Here is a 20,690-nt window from a genome sequence, read left to right on the forward strand (position 1 = left end):
TTTCCCGGATTATTCACCGTAAGGCGCTGTATTACACTCCCTGTCTCGTTTTTATTCACTGGAGAATCACCATGATCAAGTCGCGCGCCGCCGTTGCCTTCGAAGCCAAGAAACCTTTGGAGATCGTTGAAGTCGATGTCGCCATGCCCAAGGCCGGTGAAGTGTTGCTGCGCGTGGTGGCTTCCGGTGTCTGCCATACCGATGCCTACACATTGTCCGGCGCGGATCCGGAAGGCATCTTCCCGTCTATCCTCGGTCACGAAGGCGGGGCGATTGTCGAAGCGATCGGCGAGGGTGTGACTTCCGTCGCAGTCGGCGATCACGTCATCCCGCTGTACACCCCGGAATGCCGTCAGTGCAAATTCTGCCTGTCGGGCAAGACCAACCTGTGCCAGGCCATTCGCGCGACCCAGGGTAAAGGCCTGATGCCGGACGGTACTTCGCGTTTTTCCTACAAGGGTGAGACGATTTTCCACTACATGGGTACGTCGACGTTCTCCGAGTACACCGTGCTGCCGGAAATCTCCGTCGCCAAAATTGCCAAAGAAGCACCGCTGGAAAAAGTCTGCCTGCTGGGTTGCGGTGTCACCACCGGCATCGGCGCGGTGCTCAACACTGCCAAGGTGAAACCAGGTGATACCGTGGCCATTTTCGGCCTCGGCGGCATCGGTCTTTCCGCTGTCATCGGCGCGGTAAAAGCCAAGGCTGCGCGGATCATTGCCATCGATATCAACCCGGCCAAATTCGAGATCGCCAAACAGTTGGGTGCAACCGACTGCGTGAATCCGAAAGACTTCGATCGTCCGATCCAGGAAGTCATCGTCGACATGACCGATGGTGGCGTCGACTTCTCGTTCGAGTGCATCGGCAACGTCCAATTGATGCGTGCCGCACTGGAGTGCTGCCACAAGGGCTGGGGCGAGTCGGTCATCATCGGTGTGGCCGGTGCTGGTCAGGAAATCTCCACCCGTCCGTTCCAGCTGGTCACCGGTCGCGTCTGGCGCGGTTCGGCGTTCGGTGGCGTGCGCGGCCGTACCGAGTTGCCAAGCTACGTGGAAATGGCCGAAACCGGCGAAATACCGCTGGACACGTTCATCACCCACACCATGGGCCTTGAAGATATCAACAAGGCTTTCGACCTGATGCATGAAGGGAAAAGCATCCGCACCGTCATTCATTTCTGAGGTCTGTCATGAGCCTGGAAAACATTTCCTGCCAGAAAAGCTTCGGCGGCTGGCACAAGCGTTATCGTCATCGCTCAGAAGTGCTTGGCTGCGACATGGTGTTCGCCGTGTACCTGCCGCCGCAAGCGGAGCAGGGGGGCAAGCTGCCGGTGCTGTACTGGCTGTCCGGCCTGACCTGCACTGACGAGAACTTCATGCAGAAGGCCGGCGCCATGCGCATGGCCGCCGAGCTGGGGCTGATCATTGTGGCGCCGGACACCAGTCCTCGCGGTCCTGATGTGCCGGGGGATCCGGACGGTGCGTGGGACTTTGGCCTCGGCGCCGGGTTCTATCTGAATGCAACGCAGGAGCCGTGGTCGCGGCACTATCGGATGCATGACTATGTCGTGCAGGAATTGCCTGACTTGGTTGAAGCCCATTTCCCGGCATCGGACAAGCGCGGCATCAGCGGTCACTCCATGGGGGGCCACGGTGCGCTGGTGTGTGCCTTGCGCAATCCGGGGCGTTATCTGTCGGTGTCGGCGTTCTCGCCGATCAACAATCCGATGGACTGCCCGTGGGGGCAGAAGGCCTTTACCCGTTACCTGGGAGAAGACCGTTCGAAATGGCGCGAATGGGATGCCTGCGCATTGATTGCCGAGGCCCGCGAGCAACTGCCGCTGTTGGTCGACCAAGGTGATCGCGACGATTTCCTGGCCAGCCAGCTCAAGCCTGAAGCCTTGCAACAGGCGACCAAACTGGCCGGTCACCCGCTGACGTTGCGTCTGCAACCTGGCTACGACCACAGCTATTTCTTCATCGCCAGCTTCATCGAAGACCACTTGCAACATCACGCGCATGCTCTAGGTACTCAATAGCAGGTAGAATCACGCCCTGACAAAAATCGGGGCGTTTTTTTATGCGTATTGGCCACGGCTATGATGTGCACCGTTTCGCTGAAGGCGATTTCATTACTCTGGGCGGCGTGCGCATCGCACACGGCTTCGGGCTGCTCGCTCATTCCGACGGTGACGTCCTGCTGCACGCCTTGAGCGATGCCTTGCTCGGCGCGGCTGCGCTGGGTGACATCGGCAAGCATTTCCCGGATACCGACCCGCAATTCAAGGGCGCCGACAGCCGTGCGCTGTTGCGTCATGTCGTCGCACTGATCCACGCCAAAGGCTGGAAGGTTGGCAACGTCGATAACACCATCGTCGCCCAGGCGCCGAAAATGGCGCCGCATATCGAATCGATGCGTGCGCTGATTGCCGCGGATCTCCAAGTTGAGTTGGATCAAGTGAATGTAAAAGCTACCACCACCGAAAAGCTTGGCTTTGTAGGTCGCGAAGAAGGCATTGCCGTGCACTCCGTTGCCTTGTTGCTGCGCGCATGAACGAACTGCAACTGCTCGGCCCACGGGCCTATGGTGAACCCCTCGGCACTGCGGTGCTGAAAGCCATCGCCGAAGATTTCCAGGTCGATGAAGTCCTTGATATTCCCTTGAGTGGCGACGGCGAGCACCTGTGGATCTGGGTGGAAAAGCGCGGCCTCAATACCGAAGAAGCCGCGCGGCGGATTGCCAAGGCTGCGGGCGTTTCCTTGCGTACGGTCAGCTATGCCGGGCTCAAGGATCGTCAGGCGCTGACGCGTCAGTGGTTCAGCGTGCAACTGCCCGGCAAGGCCGATCCGGATCTGTCGGCAGCCGAAAACGATACGTTGAAAATCCTCAAGACCCGCCGCCACAAGCGCAAGCTGCAACGCGGTGCGCACTCGGCCAATGGTTTCACGCTGCGACTGACCCAGTTCGCCGGCGACAAGGCTGCGATCGAAGCGCGCCTGCAACTGATCGCCAAGCAGGGCATTCCCAATTATTTCGGTGCCCAGCGTTTCGGACATGATGGTGGCAATGTGGTGGACGCCCGAGCCTGGGCCGCGCGCAAGGCTTTGCCGGAGCAACGCAACGTGCGTTCGCGCCTGCTGTCCACGGCCCGCAGTTTTCTCTTTAACCAGGTACTGGCCGCGCGCGTTGCCGACGGCACCTGGCAGCATGCCCAGATCGGTGACTTGCTGGCGTTTACTGACAGCCGCAGTTTTTTTTCGGCCGGTGAGGCCGAATGCAGCGACCCGCGCCTGGCGATTCTCGATCTGCACCCGACAGGGCCGCAGTGGGGCGAAGGTGACTCGCCCGCCACGGGCGCTGTCCATGAACTGGAGCAGGCAATCGCCGCGCGCGAAGCAGACCTTCGCGATTGGTTGATTAACGCCGGTATGAGCCACGAACGTCGCATCCTGCGGCTGCCCATTGGTGGTTTGACGTGGCATTATCCCGAGCCTGACATTCTGCAACTGGAATTCGTCCTGCCGGCCGGATGCTTTGCCACCGTATTGGTGCGCGAGCTCGTTGATCTGGTGCCGGTGGGGCAGACGGACAGCCCATGCGTATTCTGATTTCTAACGACGATGGGGTAACCGCACCCGGTCTCGCCGCGCTTTATGCTGCGCTGGCGGATTACACCGAGTGCGTGGTTATCGCCCCGGACCAGGACAAAAGCGGCGCCAGCAGCTCGCTGACGCTCGACCGTCCGTTGCACCCGCACACGCTGGCCAACGGTTACATCAGTATCAACGGCACACCGACCGATTGCGTGCACCTGGGCCTCAATGGCTTGCTGGAGCGCGAAGTGGACATGGTGGTTTCCGGGATTAACCTGGGTGCCAACCTGGGCGACGATGTACTGTATTCCGGCACGGTGGCGGCAGCTTTGGAAGGGCGTTTTCTTGAGCGTCCTGCGTTCGCCTTTTCGTTGGCCTCACGCCAGGTCGAGAACCTTCCCACGGCGGCGTACTTTGCGCGCAAGCTGGTCGAGGCCCATGGGGATCTCGACCTGCCACCGCGCACGGTACTCAACGTGAACATCCCCAACCTGCCGCTGGAACACATCCGTGGCATCCAGCTGACCCGCCTCGGGCATCGCGCCCGCGCCGCCGCGCCGATCAAAGTGGTCGACCCGCGCGGCAAGGCCGGTTTCTGGATCGCGGCTGCCGGGGATGCCGAAGACGGCGGTCCGGGCACCGACTTCCACGCGTTGATGCAGGGCTATGTCTCGATCACTCCGCTGCAACTGGATCGAACCTTCAATGATGCCTTCAGAAGTCTTGATGGCTGGCTGGAGGGGCTGCGCTGATGACTCGTGGACAGGACGATATGCTGCATCGCGGCATAGGCATGACCTCGCAACGGACCCGCGAGCGACTTATCCAGCGACTGTATGAGGAAGGGGTGTCCAACGCCAGGGTGCTGGAAGTCATCCGTCGCACACCGCGTCATCTGTTCGTCGACGAGGCGCTGGCGCATCGGGCCTACGAAGACACTGCACTGCCGATCGGCCATAACCAGACCATCTCCCAGCCTTATATGGTGGCTCGCATGAGCGAGTTGCTGCTGGAAGCCGGGCCGTTGGACAAGGTCATGGAAATCGGAACCGGTTCTGGCTATCAGACCGCGGTATTGTCGCAACTGGTGGAGCGGGTGTTTTCCGTCGAGCGCATCAAAGTGCTGCAGGATCGGGCCAAGGAGCGTCTGGTTGAGTTGAACCTGCGCAATGTGGTGTTTCGCTGGGGCGATGGCTGGGAGGGCTGGCCGGCGTTGGCACCTTACAACGGCATCATCGTGACTGCGGTGGCCACTGATGTCCCACAAGCCTTGCTCGATCAATTGGCGCCCGGCGGGCGTCTGGTGATTCCGGTGGGGTCCGGTGAGGTTCAACAATTGCTGCTGATCATTCGGGAAGAGCAGGGCTTTTCCCGGCGCGTTTTGGGGAACGTTCGCTTCGTTCCTTTGCTCAATGGACCACTGGCCTGAGCATTTATATAGACGCGCTGAATTCTCTTCGATTGCCTCTGTCTTACAGCGGCATCGATTGGTTAAACGGGTTGTTTTGTCGAACAGCAAACGTGTGCGCCCGGCCATATCGCTTCATTAAGCGTAAAGCCTGCACGGCCCGTTATACTGGCGACATAGCATGCCGGATCACGGTAAATCACATTTTCAGCCACCACAAAGGGAGCGGCGGGTGAGTCTCACAGTCATTGCGCAGCGTATGGGTACAAAGAGCTTTCAGCGCCTGGTGACTGGCCTTGTCTTGAGCACCTTGCTGGTGGGTTGTTCCAGCACGAAAACCAGCAACGTCGGGGTGGTCGATCGTAACAATGCCGCGCCCCAGCGCCCGACCGTGACGACCGGTCAGTACGTGGTTCGACCGAAAGACACCCTGTTTTCGATCGCCTTCCGCTACGGCTGGGACTACAAGGCTTTGGCGGCGCGTAACAACATTCCCGCGCCTTACACGATCCGCCCGGGTCAGGCGATTCGCTTTGATGGCCGTACCGGTTCAACGCCGACAGCGGTGGTGAGTTCGTCCAGTTCGTCGCCTTCATCCTCGAGTAAAACCACGGTCATCCGGCGCCCGGTTGACGGTTCTACCCCGACCACGACCACGGTTGTACCGTCCGTCGCCAACAAGCCGGCACCCGCTCCATTGCCTCCAGCCGGCCCGGCCCCGACCGGCTGGGGATGGCCATCCAATGGCATTTTGATTGGAAAATTCTCTTCAAACGGTAGTTTGAATAAAGGAATTGATATCGCCGGAGATTTGGGACAGCCTGTTTTAGCTGCGTCTGATGGGACGGTGGTATACGCCGGGAGTGGCTTAAGGGGCTACGGCGAATTAGTCATCATCAAACACAGCGAAACCTACGTCAGTGCCTACGGACATAACCGCAGGCTGTTGGTTCGGGAGGGGCAGCAGGTCAAGGTCGGACAGACAATTGCCGAAATGGGGTCCACGGGTACAGACCGGGTGAAACTGCATTTTGAGATTCGCCGCCAGGGTAAACCCGTAGATCCGCTGCAATTCCTGCCACGCCGTTGATCGCTACCAGCCTGTTCCGTCGCGTAGAGGGGACAGGCTCCAGCGTTGCCAAGGATAAAGGCGCCGCTTGAGCTTGAGGTCGAACTCACCAAAGGACTATAACAATGGCTCTCAGTAAAGAAGTGCCGGAGTTTGACATCGACGATGAGGTTCTCCTGATGGAGACCGGCATCGGTACGGATTCGATGTCGAATGATGAAGGGGCGGCTCCACCTTCCGTTCGTGCCAAATCCAAACACTCCGCGTCGTTGAAACAACACAAGTACATTGACTACACGCGTGCGCTTGATGCCACGCAGTTGTACCTCAATGAAATCGGCTTTTCCCCTCTGTTGTCCCCCGAAGAAGAAGTTCATTTTGCGCGCTTGTCGCAAAGTGGAGATCCGGCCGGGCGCAAACGCATGATTGAAAGTAACTTGCGACTGGTGGTGAAAATCGCCCGGCGCTATGTCAATCGTGGGTTGTCGCTGCTGGATCTGATCGAAGAGGGCAACCTCGGCCTGATCCGGGCGGTGGAGAAGTTCGACCCTGAACGCGGCTTCCGCTTTTCGACCTACGCAACCTGGTGGATTCGTCAGACCATCGAGCGCGCGATCATGAACCAGACCCGGACCATCCGGTTGCCGATTCATGTGGTCAAAGAGCTCAACGTGTACTTGCGGGCTGCACGGGAGCTGACGCAAAAACTCGACCATGAACCCTCTCCCGAAGAAATCGCCAACCTGCTGGAAAAACCGGTAGCGGAGGTCAAGCGCATGCTCGGCCTCAACGAGCGGGTTTCTTCGGTCGACGTCTCGCTGGGTCCGGATTCGGATAAAACCCTGCTGGACACCCTCACCGACGATCGTCCAACCGATCCATGCGAACTGCTGCAGGATGACGACCTGTCCCAGAGCATCGATCAATGGCTCTCCGAGCTCACTGACAAACAACGTGAAGTGGTTGTACGCCGCTTCGGTCTGCGTGGTCACGAGAGCAGCACCCTAGAAGACGTAGGCCTGGAAATCGGCCTGACCCGGGAACGAGTCAGGCAGATTCAGGTTGAAGGTCTCAAGCGTCTGCGGGAGATCCTGGAGAAAAACGGCCTGTCCAGCGAGTCGCTGTTTCAATAAGCGATACGTTTGTCGGTCAACAAAAAGCCCCGATCTTCGGGGCTTTTTGCTATCTGGAAACCTGGCGTTCAGTGCGGAGGTTAACACCGCGGGTTTGTCGTCTCGCGATGTAAGCCTTTGCTTACTCTTTCGTAAGTGTTCAGTATTTTTACACGGTGGCAGTCGGCCACGATTTGCATTAAGGGTCTCTATCGAATTGATAATAAAGGGAATATTTAAAGATTAAGGATGTGTGACAGGCGATTCCGGCGCAGGAGGGCGATTGCTCTTGGCGAGGAACGCTCTAGTATCCGGGGTGTGTCGACGGACAGACACGCCCTTCAAGGATGAGGGGAAAGGAATTCGCAGGATGCGATTCATCAGGACGATGAAAAGGAACACAGGGAATAGGGAAAAAATGTGGGCGGGTCAAACCGCCCCTTTTTTTGCCCGCAGAAAAGCAAAAAGGCCCTTGTGAGGCCTTTTTTGGGAACGCGGGGGTAATCAGCGTTCGAGGTGTTCGAGCTTGCCTGGCTTGCCATCCCAATCAGCGGAATCTGGCAGCGGATCTTTGCGTTCGGTGATATTCGGCCAGACTTCGGCCAGTTCCATGTTCAGCTGAATAAAGTTTTCCATGCCGCTAGGCACTTCATCTTCGGAGAAGATGGCCACAGCAGGGCATTCAGGTTCGCACAGTGCGCAGTCGATGCACTCATCCGGGTGAATCACCAGGAAGTTCGGGCCTTCGTAAAAGCAGTCCACCGGACAGACTTCTACGCAGTCGGTGTACTTGCACTTGATGCAGTTGTCGGTGACGACGAAGGTCATTTCTAATTTTCTCCTCAGGCGCGGCTTGCTGCGCCCCTTCACGTGGGGGTCGCAAGGTTTGGGAGCGATAGTCTGCAGGTCAGGCTAAACGCCTGCAGCATCCCAAACCGCGCGAGATTCTAACAGCTTGCAAGCGTATGCGTTAGATCCGTGTCTTTAGTGTATAGAGCATTTCGAGTGCACGACGGGGTGTCATGTCGTCCAGATCGAGTTTGGCCAGTTCATCCAGCACCGGGTGCGGCAGGCTGGCGAACAGGTCGCTCTGTTGCGGCGCGGCCGGTTTGCCCTTGGCAGGCTTCGGCGCTTCATGGGGCAGAGCGGTGTCTTCCAGCCGGCTCAGATGCTCACGGGCACGCACGATCACTTCGCTCGGTACGCCGGCCAACTGTGCCACCGCCAGGCCATAGCTCTGGCTCGCAGGCCCCGGCAGCACGTGGTGCAGGAACACGATGCGTTCGTTGTGCTCGGTGGCATTGAGGTGCACGTTGGCCACCAGCGGTTGGGCCTCCGGCAGGACGGTCAGTTCGAAGTAGTGGGTGGCGAACAGCGTGTAGGCACGCAAATGCGCGAGACGCTCGGCGGCGGCCCAGGCCAGGGACAAACCGTCGAAAGTACTGGTGCCGCGTCCGACTTCGTCCATCAGCACCAGGCTGCGCTCGGTGGCGTTATGCAGGATGTTGGCGGTCTCGCTCATTTCGACCATGAAGGTCGAGCGGCCACCGGCCAGGTCATCACTGGAGCCGATCCGGGTGAAGATCCGGTCAACCAGCGACAATTCGCAACTGGCCGCCGGCACGAAGCTGCCGATGTGCGCCAGCAATACGATCAGCGCGGTCTGACGCATGTAGGTGGATTTACCGCCCATGTTCGGACCGGTGATCACCAGCATGCGCGTGTTGTCGTCAAGGCTCAGGTCGTTGGCCACGAATGGCGTGGTCAAAACCTGTTCGACCACCGGGTGACGACCCTGGGTAATTCGCATGCAAGGCTCGCTGACGAAGCGCGGGCAATTCAGGTCGAGGTTCAGCGCACGTTCGGCCAGGTTGCTCAAGACGTCCAGCTCGGCCAGTGCGCCGGCGGTGTCTTGCAGCGGCGGCAATTGCGAGATCAGGTCTTCGAGCAGTGCTTCGTAGAGCATCTTCTCGCGGGCCAGGGCACGGCTCTTGGCCGACAGTGCCTTGTCTTCGAAAGCCTTGAGTTCCGGAGTGATAAAACGCTCGGCACCCTTGAGGGTCTGGCGCCGTATGTAATCGGCCGGGGCGGATTCGGCCTGCTTGCTCGGCAATTCGATGAAGTAACCGTGGATGCGGTTGTAGCCGACCTTCAGGTGCGACAGGCCGGTGCGGGCCTTTTCGCGGGCTTCGAGGTCGATCAGGAACTGCCCGGCGTTTTCGCTGAGCGATTGCAGTTCGTCGAGTTCGCTGTCGTAACCGGTCTTCAACACACCGCCGTCACGGATCACCGCTGGCGGGTTATCGATAATGGCTTTTTCCAGCAACGCGGCCAGTTCCGGGTAGGTGCTGGTGATCGTCGCCAGTTGCTGGAGGTGCGGAGCTTCAAGTTCGGTCATTGCCACTTGCAGCTCAGGCAGTGCGCCGAGGGCATCCCGCAGGCGTGCAAGGTCCCGCGGGCGAGCATTGCGCAGGCCGATCCGCGCGAGAATCCGCTCGATGTCGCCGATTTCCTTGAGTTGCGGTTGCAGCTTTTCGAAACGGTAGCCGTCGAGCAGGCAGGTGATCGAGCTCTGGCGTGCCAGCAAAACGGTCAGGTCGCGCAGCGGACGGTTCAGCCAGCGGGTCAGCAGGCGACTGCCCATGGCGGTCTGGCAACGATCGACCACCGATTGCAGTGTGTTGTCACGGCCGCCGGCGAGGTTGGTATCCAGTTCCAGGTTGCGACGGCTGGCGCCGTCCAGCACCACGGTATCGTCCAGACGCTCATGGCGCAGGCTGCGCAAGTGGGGCAGGGCGGTGCGCTGGGTTTCTTTGGCGTAGGCCAGCAGGCAACCGGCGGCGCCAATGGCCAGGGTCAGGTTCTCGCAGCCGAAACCTTTGAGGTCCTGGGTGGAAAACTGCTGGCAAAGACTTTTCAACGCCGAGTCGCGTTCGAAATCCCACGGCGCGCGACGGCGAACCCCACGGCGTTTTTCCGCCGGCAGATCTTTTGGCCAGTCGTCGGGGATCAACAGCTCCACCGGATTGACCCGCTCCAGCTCTGCCAGCAGGTTCTCCCAGCCCTTGATTTCCAGCACGCTGAAATTGCCGCTGGTGATGTCCAGCACGGCCAGGCCGAACAGGCGCTCATCCCCCAGCACGGCTGCGATCAGGTTGTCGCGGCGCTCGTCCAGCAGCGCTTCGTCGCTCACTGTCCCCGGCGTAATGATCCGCACCACCTGACGCTCCACCGGCCCTTTGCTGGTGGCCGGGTCGCCGACCTGCTCGCAGATCACCACCGACTCGCCGAGCTTCACCAGTTTCGCCAGATAACCCTCGGCGGCATGGTAAGGAATCCCGCACATCGGAATTGCCTGCCCGGCCGATTGCCCGCGAGCGGTCAGGGTGATGTCCAGCAACTTGGCGGCCTTCTTCGCGTCTTCATAGAAGATCTCGTAGAAGTCACCCATGCGGTAGAACATCAACTGGTCGGGGTGCTGGTTTTTCAGGCGCCAGTACTGCTGCATCATCGGCGTGTGGGAGGACAGGTCGGAGAGTGCTTTATTCATTGGGGATCGGAAAACTCGTCGAAAGGTGTGGGGCAAAAGAGGGGCATCGGCCCGGCTTTTCCGCAATGGGCGCAAGATTAACATGGGCGGTCTGCCGGACGCAGGCACGAACGCCACGCGGTCTGTTTCCGCGGGTTTACGCGCTGCTTATGCGTTTTTAATGCGAATCTGCATTTGCCTCCCGGCAAAAGAACAAGCACTATGCGCGTTATGCAAAAACGCAATGTTTCTACCGTATTAAGAGCGCTGCTCGATCAGCACGGGATCTCCCCCACGGAGCTACACCGTCGTACCGGCGTGCCTCAATCCACACTCTCGCGGATTCTCAGCGGGAAGATCGTCGACCCTTCGGATAAACACATTTCGAAGATCGCCGAGTACTTCGCCGTGAGCACCGACCAGTTACGTGGCCGCGCCGACGTCGCGCCCGCAGCGGCTGGCGGACGTGCAGAGCTGCATTCGGAACTCAAGGATATAAGTCTGTGGGACGACGATACCCCCATCGATGACGACGAGGTGTCGGTCCCCTTTCTTCGCGAGGTTGAATTGGCTGCGGGTTCAGGAAGATTCGTCATCGAAGAAAGCGAGCGCTCCAGCCTGCGCTTCGGCAAGCGTAGCTTGCGCCATAATGGTGTGCAGTTCGACCAGGCCAAATGCGTCACCGTGCGCGGCAACAGCATGTTGCCGGTGCTGCGCGATGGGGCAACGGTTGGGGTCAATGCCGGCAAATGCGGGATTGGCGACATCATTGATGGCGATCTTTACGCAATCAACCATAACGGCCAGCTACGGGTGAAACAGCTTTATCGGCTGCCGACCGGGATTCGACTGCGCAGCTTCAATCGCGATGAGCACCCGGACGAGGACTACAGCTTCCAGGAAATGCAGGAAGAGCAAATCGTGATCCTCGGTCACGTCTTCTGGTGGGGCATGTACGCCCGTTAACCACCTCACTGTCAGATAGAACCCGCCCATTGGCGGGTTTTTTTTCGCCTTCAAAAAGCTGCAGGCGCCTTTGTTTTTGGAACATTCGATGCGCAGGTGCATTTGTTGCGCATAAATAAATGCATTCATGCATTGACTGTATATGCAGTGATGCATATTCTTTGTCTCAAGCCGCTCAACAAAGCGGCTGGCAACGAAGCTCTTTAGATCCACCACAAAAAGGCAGCGATGAACCGGCCTCAACGGTTCAGAGGGTTGGCAACTGACCCGGGTGTGCAGCGTAAAGCACCAGAAGCAGTTATCCGGCGGGCAGGGACCGCGGTCGGAAAAACAATATGAAAGGACCCGTACCGCGCCAGTAGCGCCGAAAGGTCGACTTCATCTCTCACCGTCAGACAGATGAAGGCGAAGGACCGCATTACTGAAAAGCCCGGCGACCCCGGGCTTTTTGGAATGCCTACCTGACAGGCACACATGAGACATCGATTCAACCCAACACCTATCCCTCATCAATCACCCCAGGAGGCGTGACATGACAAACGAGCAACAAGCGTTGCTGGACATGCCGATCTGGCTGGTCATCGTCCTCGCCCTGGTGGGCGGGGTGTCCGGCGAAATGTGGCGTGCCGACAAAGAGGGCGCCCGCGGCTGGTCATTGCTGCGACGCCTGGCCTTGCGCTCCGGCGCCTGCATGGTCTGCGGGGTCTCGGCGATCCTGCTGCTGTACGCCGCCGGCATGTCGATCTGGGCCGCCGGCGCCTTTGGTTGCCTCACGGCCATGGCCGGGGCGGATGTGGCCATCGGGCTTTATGAGCGCTGGGCGGCCAAGCGTATCGGCGTTTGCGAAGTACCGCCCCGGGACAGCCGCCCGGACCAGTAATCCATCCAACGACGCATGAACAGGAAGTTTTTATGCCCCCGATCATCGATAAGCCCTCGCAACTGGTGGTTGCCATTGTCGAGGCGTTACGCCGCTCAGTACCCGGCATCAACGTCGGCAGTCGTGAAGACTTTACCGATGTCGTCGCACAGCCCTGGGTGTTGATTGCCATTGAACGTGATGCCACGGCCAGCCGTGCCGCTGATGGCCGCATCGCTCATGTTCTGTCTGTCTCGCTGAAAGCAGTGGTGCACCCCGAATCTGCTGATCCGCAACTGGCGGCCTGCGATCTGACCAGCGTGCTCAAAGATTTTGTCACGGACAACCTGTGGGAGCTGCCGGGCGATCAATGTGGCTTGCCGTCGACCCTCGACGCAATCCCTTCGACCTTCGTCAGCGGTACACAGTCGTTCCCCGCCTGGACCCTGACCTTCACCCAGACGCTTTACTTCGGAACACCTCTGCTGGACGACCCGGTCGGCATCGCGAAATACGCCCGCACTTGGGAAGTCTCGAACATTGACGACCCCGACCAATACACCGAACTGGAGGGCTAAGCCATGTTCGATGCCCTTTTACGCCTGCAACTCGGGCCGATCATCGAGCGCCTGGCGGAGATGGAGGCAGAGCTCGAAGACCTGCACCGACGTACCGACAGCGTGTGCCGGATAGGTGTGTGCCAAGAGGTCGATGCGGCCAGCAATACCTGCCGCGTCAGCCACGGTGAACTGCTGACGCCGGCCATTCGTTTTTTCAATCCCAGCGCCGGGGCGCAGAGCGAGTCGCGGATTCCCACCTTGGGCGAGCAATGCCTGTTGCTGAACCATGGCGGCGGTGAGGGCGGTGCTCAATCCGTTGCGCTGTTCGGGCTCAACGGCAATCAATTTCCGCCGGTCTCGGCCCAGGCTTCGTTGACGCGTCGCCTCTATCGCGACGGCACACAAAGCGCCTACGACGACGCCAGCCATACGCTGAACTGGAGCAACGGCCCGGCGACATTCAACGGTAATCGCCAGGCGCTCGAGTTAAAGATCGGCCCGGCGCGGCTGGCCATGGCGCCCGAGGCCATCGAACTGCAACTGGGGGCGGTCGGGTTGCGACTCGACGCATCCGGTGTGCACCTGAGCGGCCCGCTGGTGGATCACCAGGGTCGCGTGATCAGTACCGCTTGAAGAGTGCTCCCATGATTGGAATCGATAGAAACACCGGCGCGGCGGTCGACGACTGGCCGCAGTTCGTGCAACGCGCAACCCGGGCGCTGACCACGCCTTTGGGCACACGGCAGAAACGTCCTTTGTATGGTTCGGCCATCCCGCAGTTGTTGGGGCAAAACCTCGGCGACGACCTGTTGATCCTGGCCCAGAGTCACGCGGCCCAGGCGTTCTACAACAGCCAGAACGGCATCGGCGATTTCCTGCCGCAGGTCATTGTTGCCAGTCGACTGGGCGCCGGCTTGTTGCTGCGCTTCGCTGGCACGTGGAAAAACCGAAACCAGACGTTCGAGGTGGTGACATGAGTATGTTGATACCGGGTCAGAATCAGTTGGCCGAGCCTTCGATCGTCACGGTCGAAACGTTCGAAGATCTGTTGGCTGAATTCAAGACCTTCGTCCTCGAATACGTCGGCCCCCGCGCTCCCGAGAGTGCGGTCAAACTCAAGGCCAGCCTGGAAAATGAAAGCGAACTGCTGACCCTGGCCCTCGAAGCTTTTTGTGTGCGCCTGCAATTGCACGAACGCAAATACAACGTTCGCATCAAACAGATGCTGGCGTGGTGGGCGACGGGCAGCAATCTGGATGCCCGTCTGGCGGACATGGGCCTTGAACGTCAATTGCTCGATCCGGGTGATCCGGCGGCGTTCCCACCGATTGCACCGGTCCATGAGAGCGACGACGACGCTCGTCTGCGCTACTACCTGGCCCCCCACGCGCCGGCCGCAGGTTCGCGCATGCAGTATCGCCGTGAGGTCTTCACCCTGGGCGAGCGCCCGGTGGTGAAGGTGGATGCGGCGGCAGCGGGGAAGGTGACGGTCACTTACACCTTTGATCCAGACGGTTTTGCCGCGCAGGTCAAGGATGGCAATGGGCGACGCACCGGCCCCGGCGAAGTGATGGTCACGGTGCTTTCGCGGGAAGGCGATGGCACGGCGCCGGAGGCACTGCTTGAAGGCGTGCGCCGGCATTTCGAGCGACCGGATGTGAGGCCGGAAACCGATCGGGTCACGGTGCAAGGCGCGCACATCAAACAATACAAAATTCGCGTCGTCGTGCGAATCAACGCCGGTCCGGATTCAGGGCTGACGAAACTCGCCGCGCAACAGCAACTGCAATCCTATGCAGACAGCTGTCATCGCCTCGAAGGGCGGGTTGATCCGAGCTGGATCGACTACACGTTGCACAGCGCCGGAGCGGTTCAACTTGAGATTCTCGAACCGCTCGAGCCCATCGTGACGACGGCATTCGAAGCGCCTTACTGCACCGGCGTCGAGGTGGAGGTGCTCACGCTATGAGTGACTCACGACCTTATCCAAGCCTGTTACCCGCCAATAGCTCTGCGCTGGAAAAGGCGCTCGACCTGGGGTTCGGCACCTTGCTTGATCGCATTGCGCCGCCGTTTCCCGAGTTGATGAACCCGGCGGCCACGCCCTCGGCGTTCCTGCCCTATCTGGCGGCGGATCGTGGTGTCAGCGAGTGGAGTACGACAGCGGCCGAAGCGGAAAAGCGCTTGACCGTTGAGCTGGCCTGGCCCACGGCGCGTCAGGCCGGCACCCGTCTGGCACTGGAAAACGCCGCCAAGGGTTTGCGTCTGACACCCGAGGTCCGGGCCTGGTACGAGCAAACACCCATTGGCCAGCCCTACAGCTTTTCCGTCAGGGCGTTCACCGAACAGCCCTACAGCGAAGAGATCGATGCACGTCTCGACCGACGTCTGGCTGATGCCAAAAGCGAGCGTGACACCTTGAAAGTCTCTGTCGGCTTGAGTGCCTTCGGCAGTCACTCCATAGGTGCAGCGACGGTGTGTGGCGAACTGACCACGGTTTATCCCGTGGTTATCGAAGGGCTGGAAACGTCGGGCGTGGCTTTCATGGCTGCCGGGCTCTACAGCGTCGAAACATCCACAATTTATCCTCAGGGGGCCTGAATGGCTGACTATTACACCCTGCTCACGAATGCAGGGATTGCCTACGAAACCGCCTGCAAGGCGGCGGGCGTGCCGATCAAACTGTCGCAGATTTCGGTTGGCGATGGCGGTGGCGCGGTCTACAACCCGGCGGCAACCGCCACCGCGCTCAAGCGCGAAGTGTGGCGCGGCCCGCTCAACGCACTGTTCCAGGACGAGAAGAATCCCAGCTGGCTGCTGGCCGAAGTCACTATCCCGCCAGAGGACGGTGGTTGGTATGTGCGCGAAGCCGGCCTGTGGACAGACACCGGCATCCTGTATGCCATCGTCAAATACCCGGAGTCATTCAAACCGGTGCTGGCCACTTCCGGCTCGGGCAAAGAGTTCTACATCCGCTCGATTTTCGAGACCAGCAACGCGGCGTTGGTGACGCTGCTGATCGACGACACGGTGGTCAAGGCCACGCGAGCCTGGGTGATGAGCTACCTCGCCGAAGAGCTGGCCAAGCTCGATGGCAAGCAATCGGTGCGGGTGGCGGCGACGGGCAACATTGTATTGAGTGGCGCGCAGCAGATTGATGGTGTGGCGGTGGTCGCGGGTGATCGTGTGTTGCTGCCGTCCCAGACGCAGGCCAGGGACAACGGCATCTGGGTCGCGTCCAACAATGGCTGGTCACGCGCTGTCGATGCCAATAGCAGCGCCAAGGTGACGCCTGGCCTGACGGTCATGGTTGAAGAGGGTGCGAGTAACGGTGATTCGCTCTGGCACCTGACCACCAATGGCCCGCTTACGCTGGGAACTACGGCGCTGAGCTTTGAGATGCTCGCGGGCAGGACCGGAATCCAGCCTGGCAGCTATCGGGGACTGACTGTCGACAAGTATGGCCGGGCCATCGAGGGCTACAACCCAACCACGGTGGCGGGTTACGGGTTGACTGATGTTTACACCAAGGCGCAGGTCGAAGCGTTTGCGCTGAGCGTAGCGGGTGACCGGGTGGGCGAAGTCACGCACTTCGCGATGGCCACACCACCCGCGGGCTTTTTGAAACGCAATGGCGCAGCGGTGTCGAGAACGACCTATGCCGCGTTGTTCGCCCGAATCGGCACCCTGTACGGCGCGGGAGATGGTGCAACGACGTTCAATCTGCCGGATTCCCGTGCGCATTTCGATCGGGCGCTCGATGACGGGCGCAACGTCGATCCGGGGCGCGGGCTCGGCAGCGTCCAGGCCAGCCAGAATGCCGCCCACGCGCATACCGCCAGTGCGGCGGTGGCCGGTGCCCATACCCATGCGATCTGGATCAATTTGGACCGGGGGCCGGGGACGGACGGCAACGCTATTTGGGGGGATGAACCCTGGTACGGCTCCGCGGGTACGACCACCAGCGCAAACGGCGATCACTCCCATTCAATCACCATCGCCAGTTCGGGGGGCACGGAGTCCAGGCCGCTCAACACGGCTTTCCTCGCCTGTATCAAATACTAATCAGAACCACATTGGAGTTTTTGCGAATGTCAGACGAACGCATGGCCATTGAAGGCGAGGTGTCCTGGTGGCTCGCTGATGAGGTCACACCACCGACAATCTGTAATGTGCACCCGGTCACCGCCGAGTTCATCGGCACCGGGCAAGCGGACCCCAGCCCTTTGGAACCCTTTACCTGGTTGATCCCCGCGCATGCTTATCAGTGCGAGCCTCCCTCGCCAACTCCGGGACAAGCGGCGGTCAGGGATACGGCTTCAGGCTGGAAACTGGTAGAGGATCATCGTGGTTCAACGGTCTACAGCACCGAAACCGCAGAGGCGCAGGTGTGGGAAGAATTAGGAGACTTGCCCGAAGGCTATACGCTTGAAGCGCCGCAAAGCCCCTTCGATAAATGGCAGGACGATCAATGGGTCATTGATGAAGAAGCAACTGCAGTCGCGCTGAAAAGGAAAGCGGCGAAGCGCAAAGCGCTGATGACGCAGTTCAGCACCAATATGATTGCCACCTTGCAGAACGCGTTTGATCTGGGCATTGCCACTGAGACCGAGGTCGCGGCGCTCAAGTCCTGGAAGATCTACGGCGTTGAACTCAATCGTGTCGAAATCGTTGGCCATTCACCGCTGGACAGTGAATGGCCGACCAGCCCGAATGACACCTGGATGGCTGACTGGCTCGTGTCTCAGGGCTTTGATGATCCTCCTCTGGAGAGTTTCATCGTTACCGAATAAACGCCCCGAACCCCGGGGCGTTTTCTTTTGCGCCAAACAAACCCCGCCACACCAACAGCCCCTTCCCCAAGGGGCTTTTTCATTCATGGAGAAACACAAATGGCAGAACGCCAAACCTACACCGTGCTCGTCCCGTTCCCCACCGGAGGGGGTCATTGGTCGAGTGTCGGTCAGCAATTGCAATTGCTCGATGTGGAGGCCAGTGCGTTGCGCAGCGCCGGTCGCCTGGAGCTGAAAAAAACCGAGGCTGCCGAGTCGGCCTCTCCATCCACTGCGGCCAAAAAGGCCGCTGCCAAGAAGGCTGAATAACCATGGCTGAGGTTTTGAACTTCGAGCACAACGGCATTACCGTCAATGCCACCGAATCCCCCGAGGCCATGGGTGGCCTGGGTGACAACGTCATCGGGCTGATCGGCACCGCGCCGAAGGCGGACCCGTTGATTCCACGCAATGCGCCGTTTCGCATCAACAGCTTCACCACCCAGGCGCTGCTGGACCCGACCGGCACCGAAGAAGGCACGCTGTTTCACGCGGTGTTCCAGATTCTGAAAGTGGTCAAGGTGCCGGTCTACGTGGTCATCGTCGAAGAGGGTGCGACCCCGGCCGACACGCTGAACAACGTCATTGGCGGTATCGATCCACTGACCGGTCGCAAGCTCGGTCTCGCCGCGCTGGGCGGTGTTGCCGAAGATCTGACCATCATCGGCGCGCCTGGCTTCACCGGCACTAAAGCAGTGGCCGGCGAATTCGCCTCTTTCGGCAAACGCATCAAGGCCCGTGTGGTGCTCGACGGCAAGGACGCCGCCGTTGCCGATCAGGTGACCTATAGCCAGGAACTGGGCGGCGCGGAGTTGGGCTTCGATCGCTGCCTGCTGGTCCACAACATGCCGTCGGTGTACTCCAAGGCCGCGAAGAAAAACGTGTTCCTGTCGCCATCGAGCCTGGCCATCGCGGCCCTCGCCAAGGTCAAGCAATGGGAAAGCCCTGGCAACCAGGTGACCTTCGCCGAGGACGTTTCGCGGGTGGTGGAATACAACATCCTCGACAACTCCACCGAGGGCGATCTGCTCAACCGCTACGGCATCAGCTACTACGCCCGCACCATCCTCGGCGGCTTTTCGCTGCTGGGAAACCGCTCGATCACCGGCAAGTTCATCAGCTACGTCGGCCTCGAAGATGCGATTAGCCGCAAGCTGGTCAAGGCCGGTCAGAAAGCCATGGCCAAGAACCTCACCAAGTCCTTTATGGACCAGGAGGTCAAGCGCATTAACGACTGGCTGCAAACCCTGGTCGCCGACGAAACCATTCCCGGTGGCAGTGTGTACCTGCACCCGGAACTGAACAGCGTCGAGAAGTACAAGAACGGCACCTGGTACGTGGTCATCGACTATGGCCGCTACGCGCCGAACGAGCACATGGTTTATCAACTCAATGCCCGCGATGAAATCATCGAGCAGTTCCTGGAGGATGTTCTCTAATGTTTACCAACCGCGTAAGACAGGCCATCGCGGCCACCCTGCAAGGCCTGCCGTTGTCGGCGACGGTCGAAGAGTTCACCCCGCCGAAGATCGAGTTCGAGATGGACGAGATGCGTGGCGGCCGTTTCATCGGCGAGGAAATGGCCAAGGGCGGCAAAGTCCTCGGCGCCTCGCTCAAACTGCAAGGCATGGGCCCGGAAATCTTGCTGGCACTGGGGGTGAATCTGGGTGATGACATTCTCTTGAGCGTTCGTGAAGGCGGACAGGACCAGGACGGAAACACCTGGTTCACCTATCACACGGTCGGCGGCAAGCTGAAGTCGCTGACTGAAACCGCGCTGAAGATGAACGAAAAACCCACCACTACGCTGGAACTGTCCTGCCGCACCTACAGCCGTCTGGAAAACGGCGTCACGGTGATCGACATCGACGTGCGCACCCAGAAGTTCGTGCTCAGCGGCGTCGACATTCTTGGCGATGCACGCCGTGCGGTATTGCTGCCTTAACCCCCCAGCCATCCACATAACCTGCAGGCGCCGGCCTGCTCGCGATGACGGCGTGCCAGTCGACACTGACATCGCCTGACACACCGCAATCGCCAGCAGGCTGGCTCCCACAAGGATTTTGGCCCTACGCGACATCCCGCCACGCATCAAAAAGGAATTTCCGACATGTCCTGGACACCTCCCACACACGAACTGTTGTCGCCGATCACCGGTGACGACGGATCGCACATCGAGCAGATCCTGCTCAAGCCGCTGTTCTACGCCGCCCAGAAAGAGGCGCTGGCCCGCGCCGGTGATGATGAGGACGATCAGTTCTTTGAGCTGGCGCTGCTGGCCACCGGTTTGTCGGTCAAGGAACTCGACCAACTCAAACGCCCGGACTTCGTCAGCATTGCGCAGTACGTGCACGAAATGTCGACCCGGCCGACCTCGTTCTTTCTACAGCCGGTTGAGCAGGACGATCCGGCCATCGATCCCGATCAAGTGCAACTGCTGCAACCGCTCGCCGTTGCCGGTCGCACGCTGACCGAGTTGACCCTGGAAATGCCGGTGCTGCGTGCCACCAAAGCCATGAAGAAACTCAAGACCGGCAAGGAGCGTGCCGAATTCATCACCGCCCATTGCACTGGCCTGATGCTGCCCGACCTGGCCCAGTTGACCGTGCCTGACTGGACGCAATTGCAGGTGCGCATCGACGATTTTTTAAACCAACCGGCGGCCTTCTTTCGGAACGCGACATCGAAGTGATCCTCGATGTGGTGCCGCTCATTTACCCGGTAAGTGAGACGGAAATTCTGGAGTGGGACGTCGAAAA

22 protein-coding genes and 1 pseudogene are annotated in these 20,690 nt (G+C 59.8%); 21 read left to right on the forward strand and 2 right to left on the reverse strand.

The window, feature by feature from the left end; genetic code table 11:
- The first annotated feature begins 71 nt into the window (after nucleotides 1–71).
- The 8 genes from BVK86_RS12705 to rpoS all read left to right on the forward strand — a co-directional run bounded on the left by BVK86_RS12705 (nucleotide 72) and on the right by rpoS (nucleotide 7,206).
- Nucleotides 72–1,184 (forward strand): S-(hydroxymethyl)glutathione dehydrogenase/class III alcohol dehydrogenase, encoded by a 1,113-nt coding sequence (locus BVK86_RS12705; protein WP_047526341.1) that lies wholly within the window; start codon nucleotides 72–74, stop codon nucleotides 1,182–1,184.
- An 8-nt stretch (nucleotides 1,185–1,192) separates the two neighbouring features.
- A complete protein-coding gene (fghA, locus tag BVK86_RS12710) occupies nucleotides 1,193–2,041 on the forward strand; it encodes an S-formylglutathione hydrolase (RefSeq protein ID WP_075946759.1) in 849 nt (282 codons plus the stop codon).
- Nucleotides 2,042–2,082: 41 nt separating this feature from the next.
- Complete coding sequence (gene ispF, locus BVK86_RS12715; RefSeq protein WP_020795989.1) at nucleotides 2,083–2,556, forward strand: 2-C-methyl-D-erythritol 2,4-cyclodiphosphate synthase; 474 nt, start codon at nucleotides 2,083–2,085, stop codon at nucleotides 2,554–2,556.
- Nucleotides 2,553–3,611 (forward strand): tRNA pseudouridine(13) synthase TruD, encoded by a 1,059-nt coding sequence (truD, locus tag BVK86_RS12720; RefSeq protein WP_075946760.1) that lies wholly within the window; start codon nucleotides 2,553–2,555, stop codon nucleotides 3,609–3,611. Before ispF ends, truD begins: the two co-directional genes overlap by 4 nt.
- On the forward strand, nucleotides 3,599–4,348 hold the full coding sequence (gene surE / locus BVK86_RS12725) for a 5'/3'-nucleotidase SurE (RefSeq protein ID WP_075946761.1): 750 nt from the start codon (nucleotides 3,599–3,601) through the stop codon (nucleotides 4,346–4,348). The genes truD and surE overlap by 13 nt, the downstream gene beginning before the upstream one ends.
- 41 nt (nucleotides 4,349–4,389) lie before the next feature.
- Nucleotides 4,390–5,025 carry a protein-L-isoaspartate(D-aspartate) O-methyltransferase gene (locus BVK86_RS12730; RefSeq protein ID WP_167371505.1) on the forward strand — a complete coding sequence of 212 codons (636 nt, stop codon included), beginning with the start codon at nucleotides 4,390–4,392 and terminating at the stop codon, nucleotides 5,023–5,025.
- A 211-nt stretch (nucleotides 5,026–5,236) separates the two neighbouring features.
- Nucleotides 5,237–6,094: a peptidoglycan DD-metalloendopeptidase family protein gene (locus BVK86_RS12735; protein ID WP_075946763.1), complete on the forward strand. Its 858-nt coding sequence runs from the start codon at nucleotides 5,237–5,239 to the stop codon at nucleotides 6,092–6,094.
- Between the two features lie 104 nt (nucleotides 6,095–6,198).
- A complete protein-coding gene (gene rpoS / locus BVK86_RS12740) occupies nucleotides 6,199–7,206 on the forward strand; it encodes an RNA polymerase sigma factor RpoS (protein WP_056856224.1) in 1,008 nt (335 codons plus the stop codon).
- 483 nt (nucleotides 7,207–7,689) lie between these two features.
- On the opposite strand, the gene fdxA is transcribed toward rpoS, so the two are convergent.
- A complete protein-coding gene (gene fdxA, locus BVK86_RS12745; protein WP_075946764.1) occupies nucleotides 7,690–8,013 on the reverse strand; it encodes a ferredoxin FdxA in 324 nt (107 codons plus the stop codon).
- A gap of 142 nt (nucleotides 8,014–8,155) precedes the next feature.
- Nucleotides 8,156–10,735 carry a DNA mismatch repair protein MutS gene (gene mutS, locus BVK86_RS12750; protein WP_075946765.1) on the reverse strand — a complete coding sequence of 860 codons (2,580 nt, stop codon included), beginning with the start codon at nucleotides 10,733–10,735 and terminating at the stop codon, nucleotides 8,156–8,158.
- A 210-nt stretch (nucleotides 10,736–10,945) separates the two neighbouring features.
- Here mutS and BVK86_RS12755 point away from each other — a divergent pair, with 210 nt between their 5' ends.
- The 13 genes and pseudogenes from BVK86_RS12755 (at nucleotide 10,946) to BVK86_RS12815 (ending at nucleotide 20,623) form a co-directional block, all read left to right on the forward strand.
- Nucleotides 10,946–11,680: a LexA family transcriptional regulator gene (locus BVK86_RS12755; RefSeq protein ID WP_075946856.1), complete on the forward strand. Its 735-nt coding sequence runs from the start codon at nucleotides 10,946–10,948 to the stop codon at nucleotides 11,678–11,680.
- A gap of 532 nt (nucleotides 11,681–12,212) precedes the next feature.
- Complete coding sequence (locus tag BVK86_RS12760) at nucleotides 12,213–12,560, forward strand: phage holin family protein (RefSeq protein ID WP_075946766.1); 348 nt, start codon at nucleotides 12,213–12,215, stop codon at nucleotides 12,558–12,560.
- A 32-nt stretch (nucleotides 12,561–12,592) separates the two neighbouring features.
- The gene (locus tag BVK86_RS12765; RefSeq protein WP_075946767.1) at nucleotides 12,593–13,117 is read left to right on the forward strand and encodes a hypothetical protein; all 525 of its coding nucleotides are present in this window, start codon (nucleotides 12,593–12,595) and stop codon (nucleotides 13,115–13,117) included.
- A 3-nt stretch (nucleotides 13,118–13,120) separates the two neighbouring features.
- A complete protein-coding gene (locus BVK86_RS12770; protein WP_075946768.1) occupies nucleotides 13,121–13,732 on the forward strand; it encodes a phage baseplate assembly protein V in 612 nt (203 codons plus the stop codon).
- Nucleotides 13,733–13,743: 11 nt separating this feature from the next.
- The gene (locus BVK86_RS12775) at nucleotides 13,744–14,076 is read left to right on the forward strand and encodes a phage baseplate protein (protein ID WP_075946769.1); all 333 of its coding nucleotides are present in this window, start codon (nucleotides 13,744–13,746) and stop codon (nucleotides 14,074–14,076) included.
- A complete protein-coding gene (locus tag BVK86_RS12780; protein ID WP_075946770.1) occupies nucleotides 14,073–15,068 on the forward strand; it encodes a baseplate J/gp47 family protein in 996 nt (331 codons plus the stop codon). Before BVK86_RS12775 ends, BVK86_RS12780 begins: the two co-directional genes overlap by 4 nt.
- A complete protein-coding gene (locus BVK86_RS12785) occupies nucleotides 15,065–15,700 on the forward strand; it encodes a phage tail protein I (RefSeq protein WP_075946771.1) in 636 nt (211 codons plus the stop codon). Before BVK86_RS12780 ends, BVK86_RS12785 begins: the two co-directional genes overlap by 4 nt.
- Nucleotides 15,701–16,912: pseudogene (locus BVK86_RS12790) on the forward strand (phage tail-collar fiber domain-containing protein); the annotation flags it as partial.
- 278 nt (nucleotides 16,913–17,190) lie between these two features.
- The gene (locus BVK86_RS12795) at nucleotides 17,191–17,892 is read left to right on the forward strand and encodes a tail fiber assembly protein (RefSeq protein WP_075946773.1); all 702 of its coding nucleotides are present in this window, start codon (nucleotides 17,191–17,193) and stop codon (nucleotides 17,890–17,892) included.
- Nucleotides 17,893–17,991: 99 nt separating this feature from the next.
- A complete protein-coding gene (locus BVK86_RS12800) occupies nucleotides 17,992–18,201 on the forward strand; it encodes a hypothetical protein (protein ID WP_075946774.1) in 210 nt (69 codons plus the stop codon).
- Nucleotides 18,202–18,203: 2 nt separating this feature from the next.
- A complete protein-coding gene (locus tag BVK86_RS12805) occupies nucleotides 18,204–19,370 on the forward strand; it encodes a phage tail sheath protein (protein ID WP_075946775.1) in 1,167 nt (388 codons plus the stop codon).
- Nucleotides 19,370–19,876, forward strand: coding sequence for a phage major tail tube protein (locus tag BVK86_RS12810; protein WP_075946776.1), 507 nt, complete (start codon nucleotides 19,370–19,372; stop codon nucleotides 19,874–19,876). The genes BVK86_RS12805 and BVK86_RS12810 overlap by 1 nt, the downstream gene beginning before the upstream one ends.
- A gap of 165 nt (nucleotides 19,877–20,041) precedes the next feature.
- Nucleotides 20,042–20,623, forward strand: coding sequence for a phage tail assembly protein (locus BVK86_RS12815; protein WP_075946777.1), 582 nt, complete (start codon nucleotides 20,042–20,044; stop codon nucleotides 20,621–20,623).
- Nucleotides 20,624–20,690: the final 67 nt, after the last annotated feature.

Source organism: Pseudomonas reinekei (genome assembly GCF_001945365.1).
GTDB lineage: Bacteria > Pseudomonadota > Gammaproteobacteria > Pseudomonadales > Pseudomonadaceae > Aquipseudomonas > Aquipseudomonas reinekei.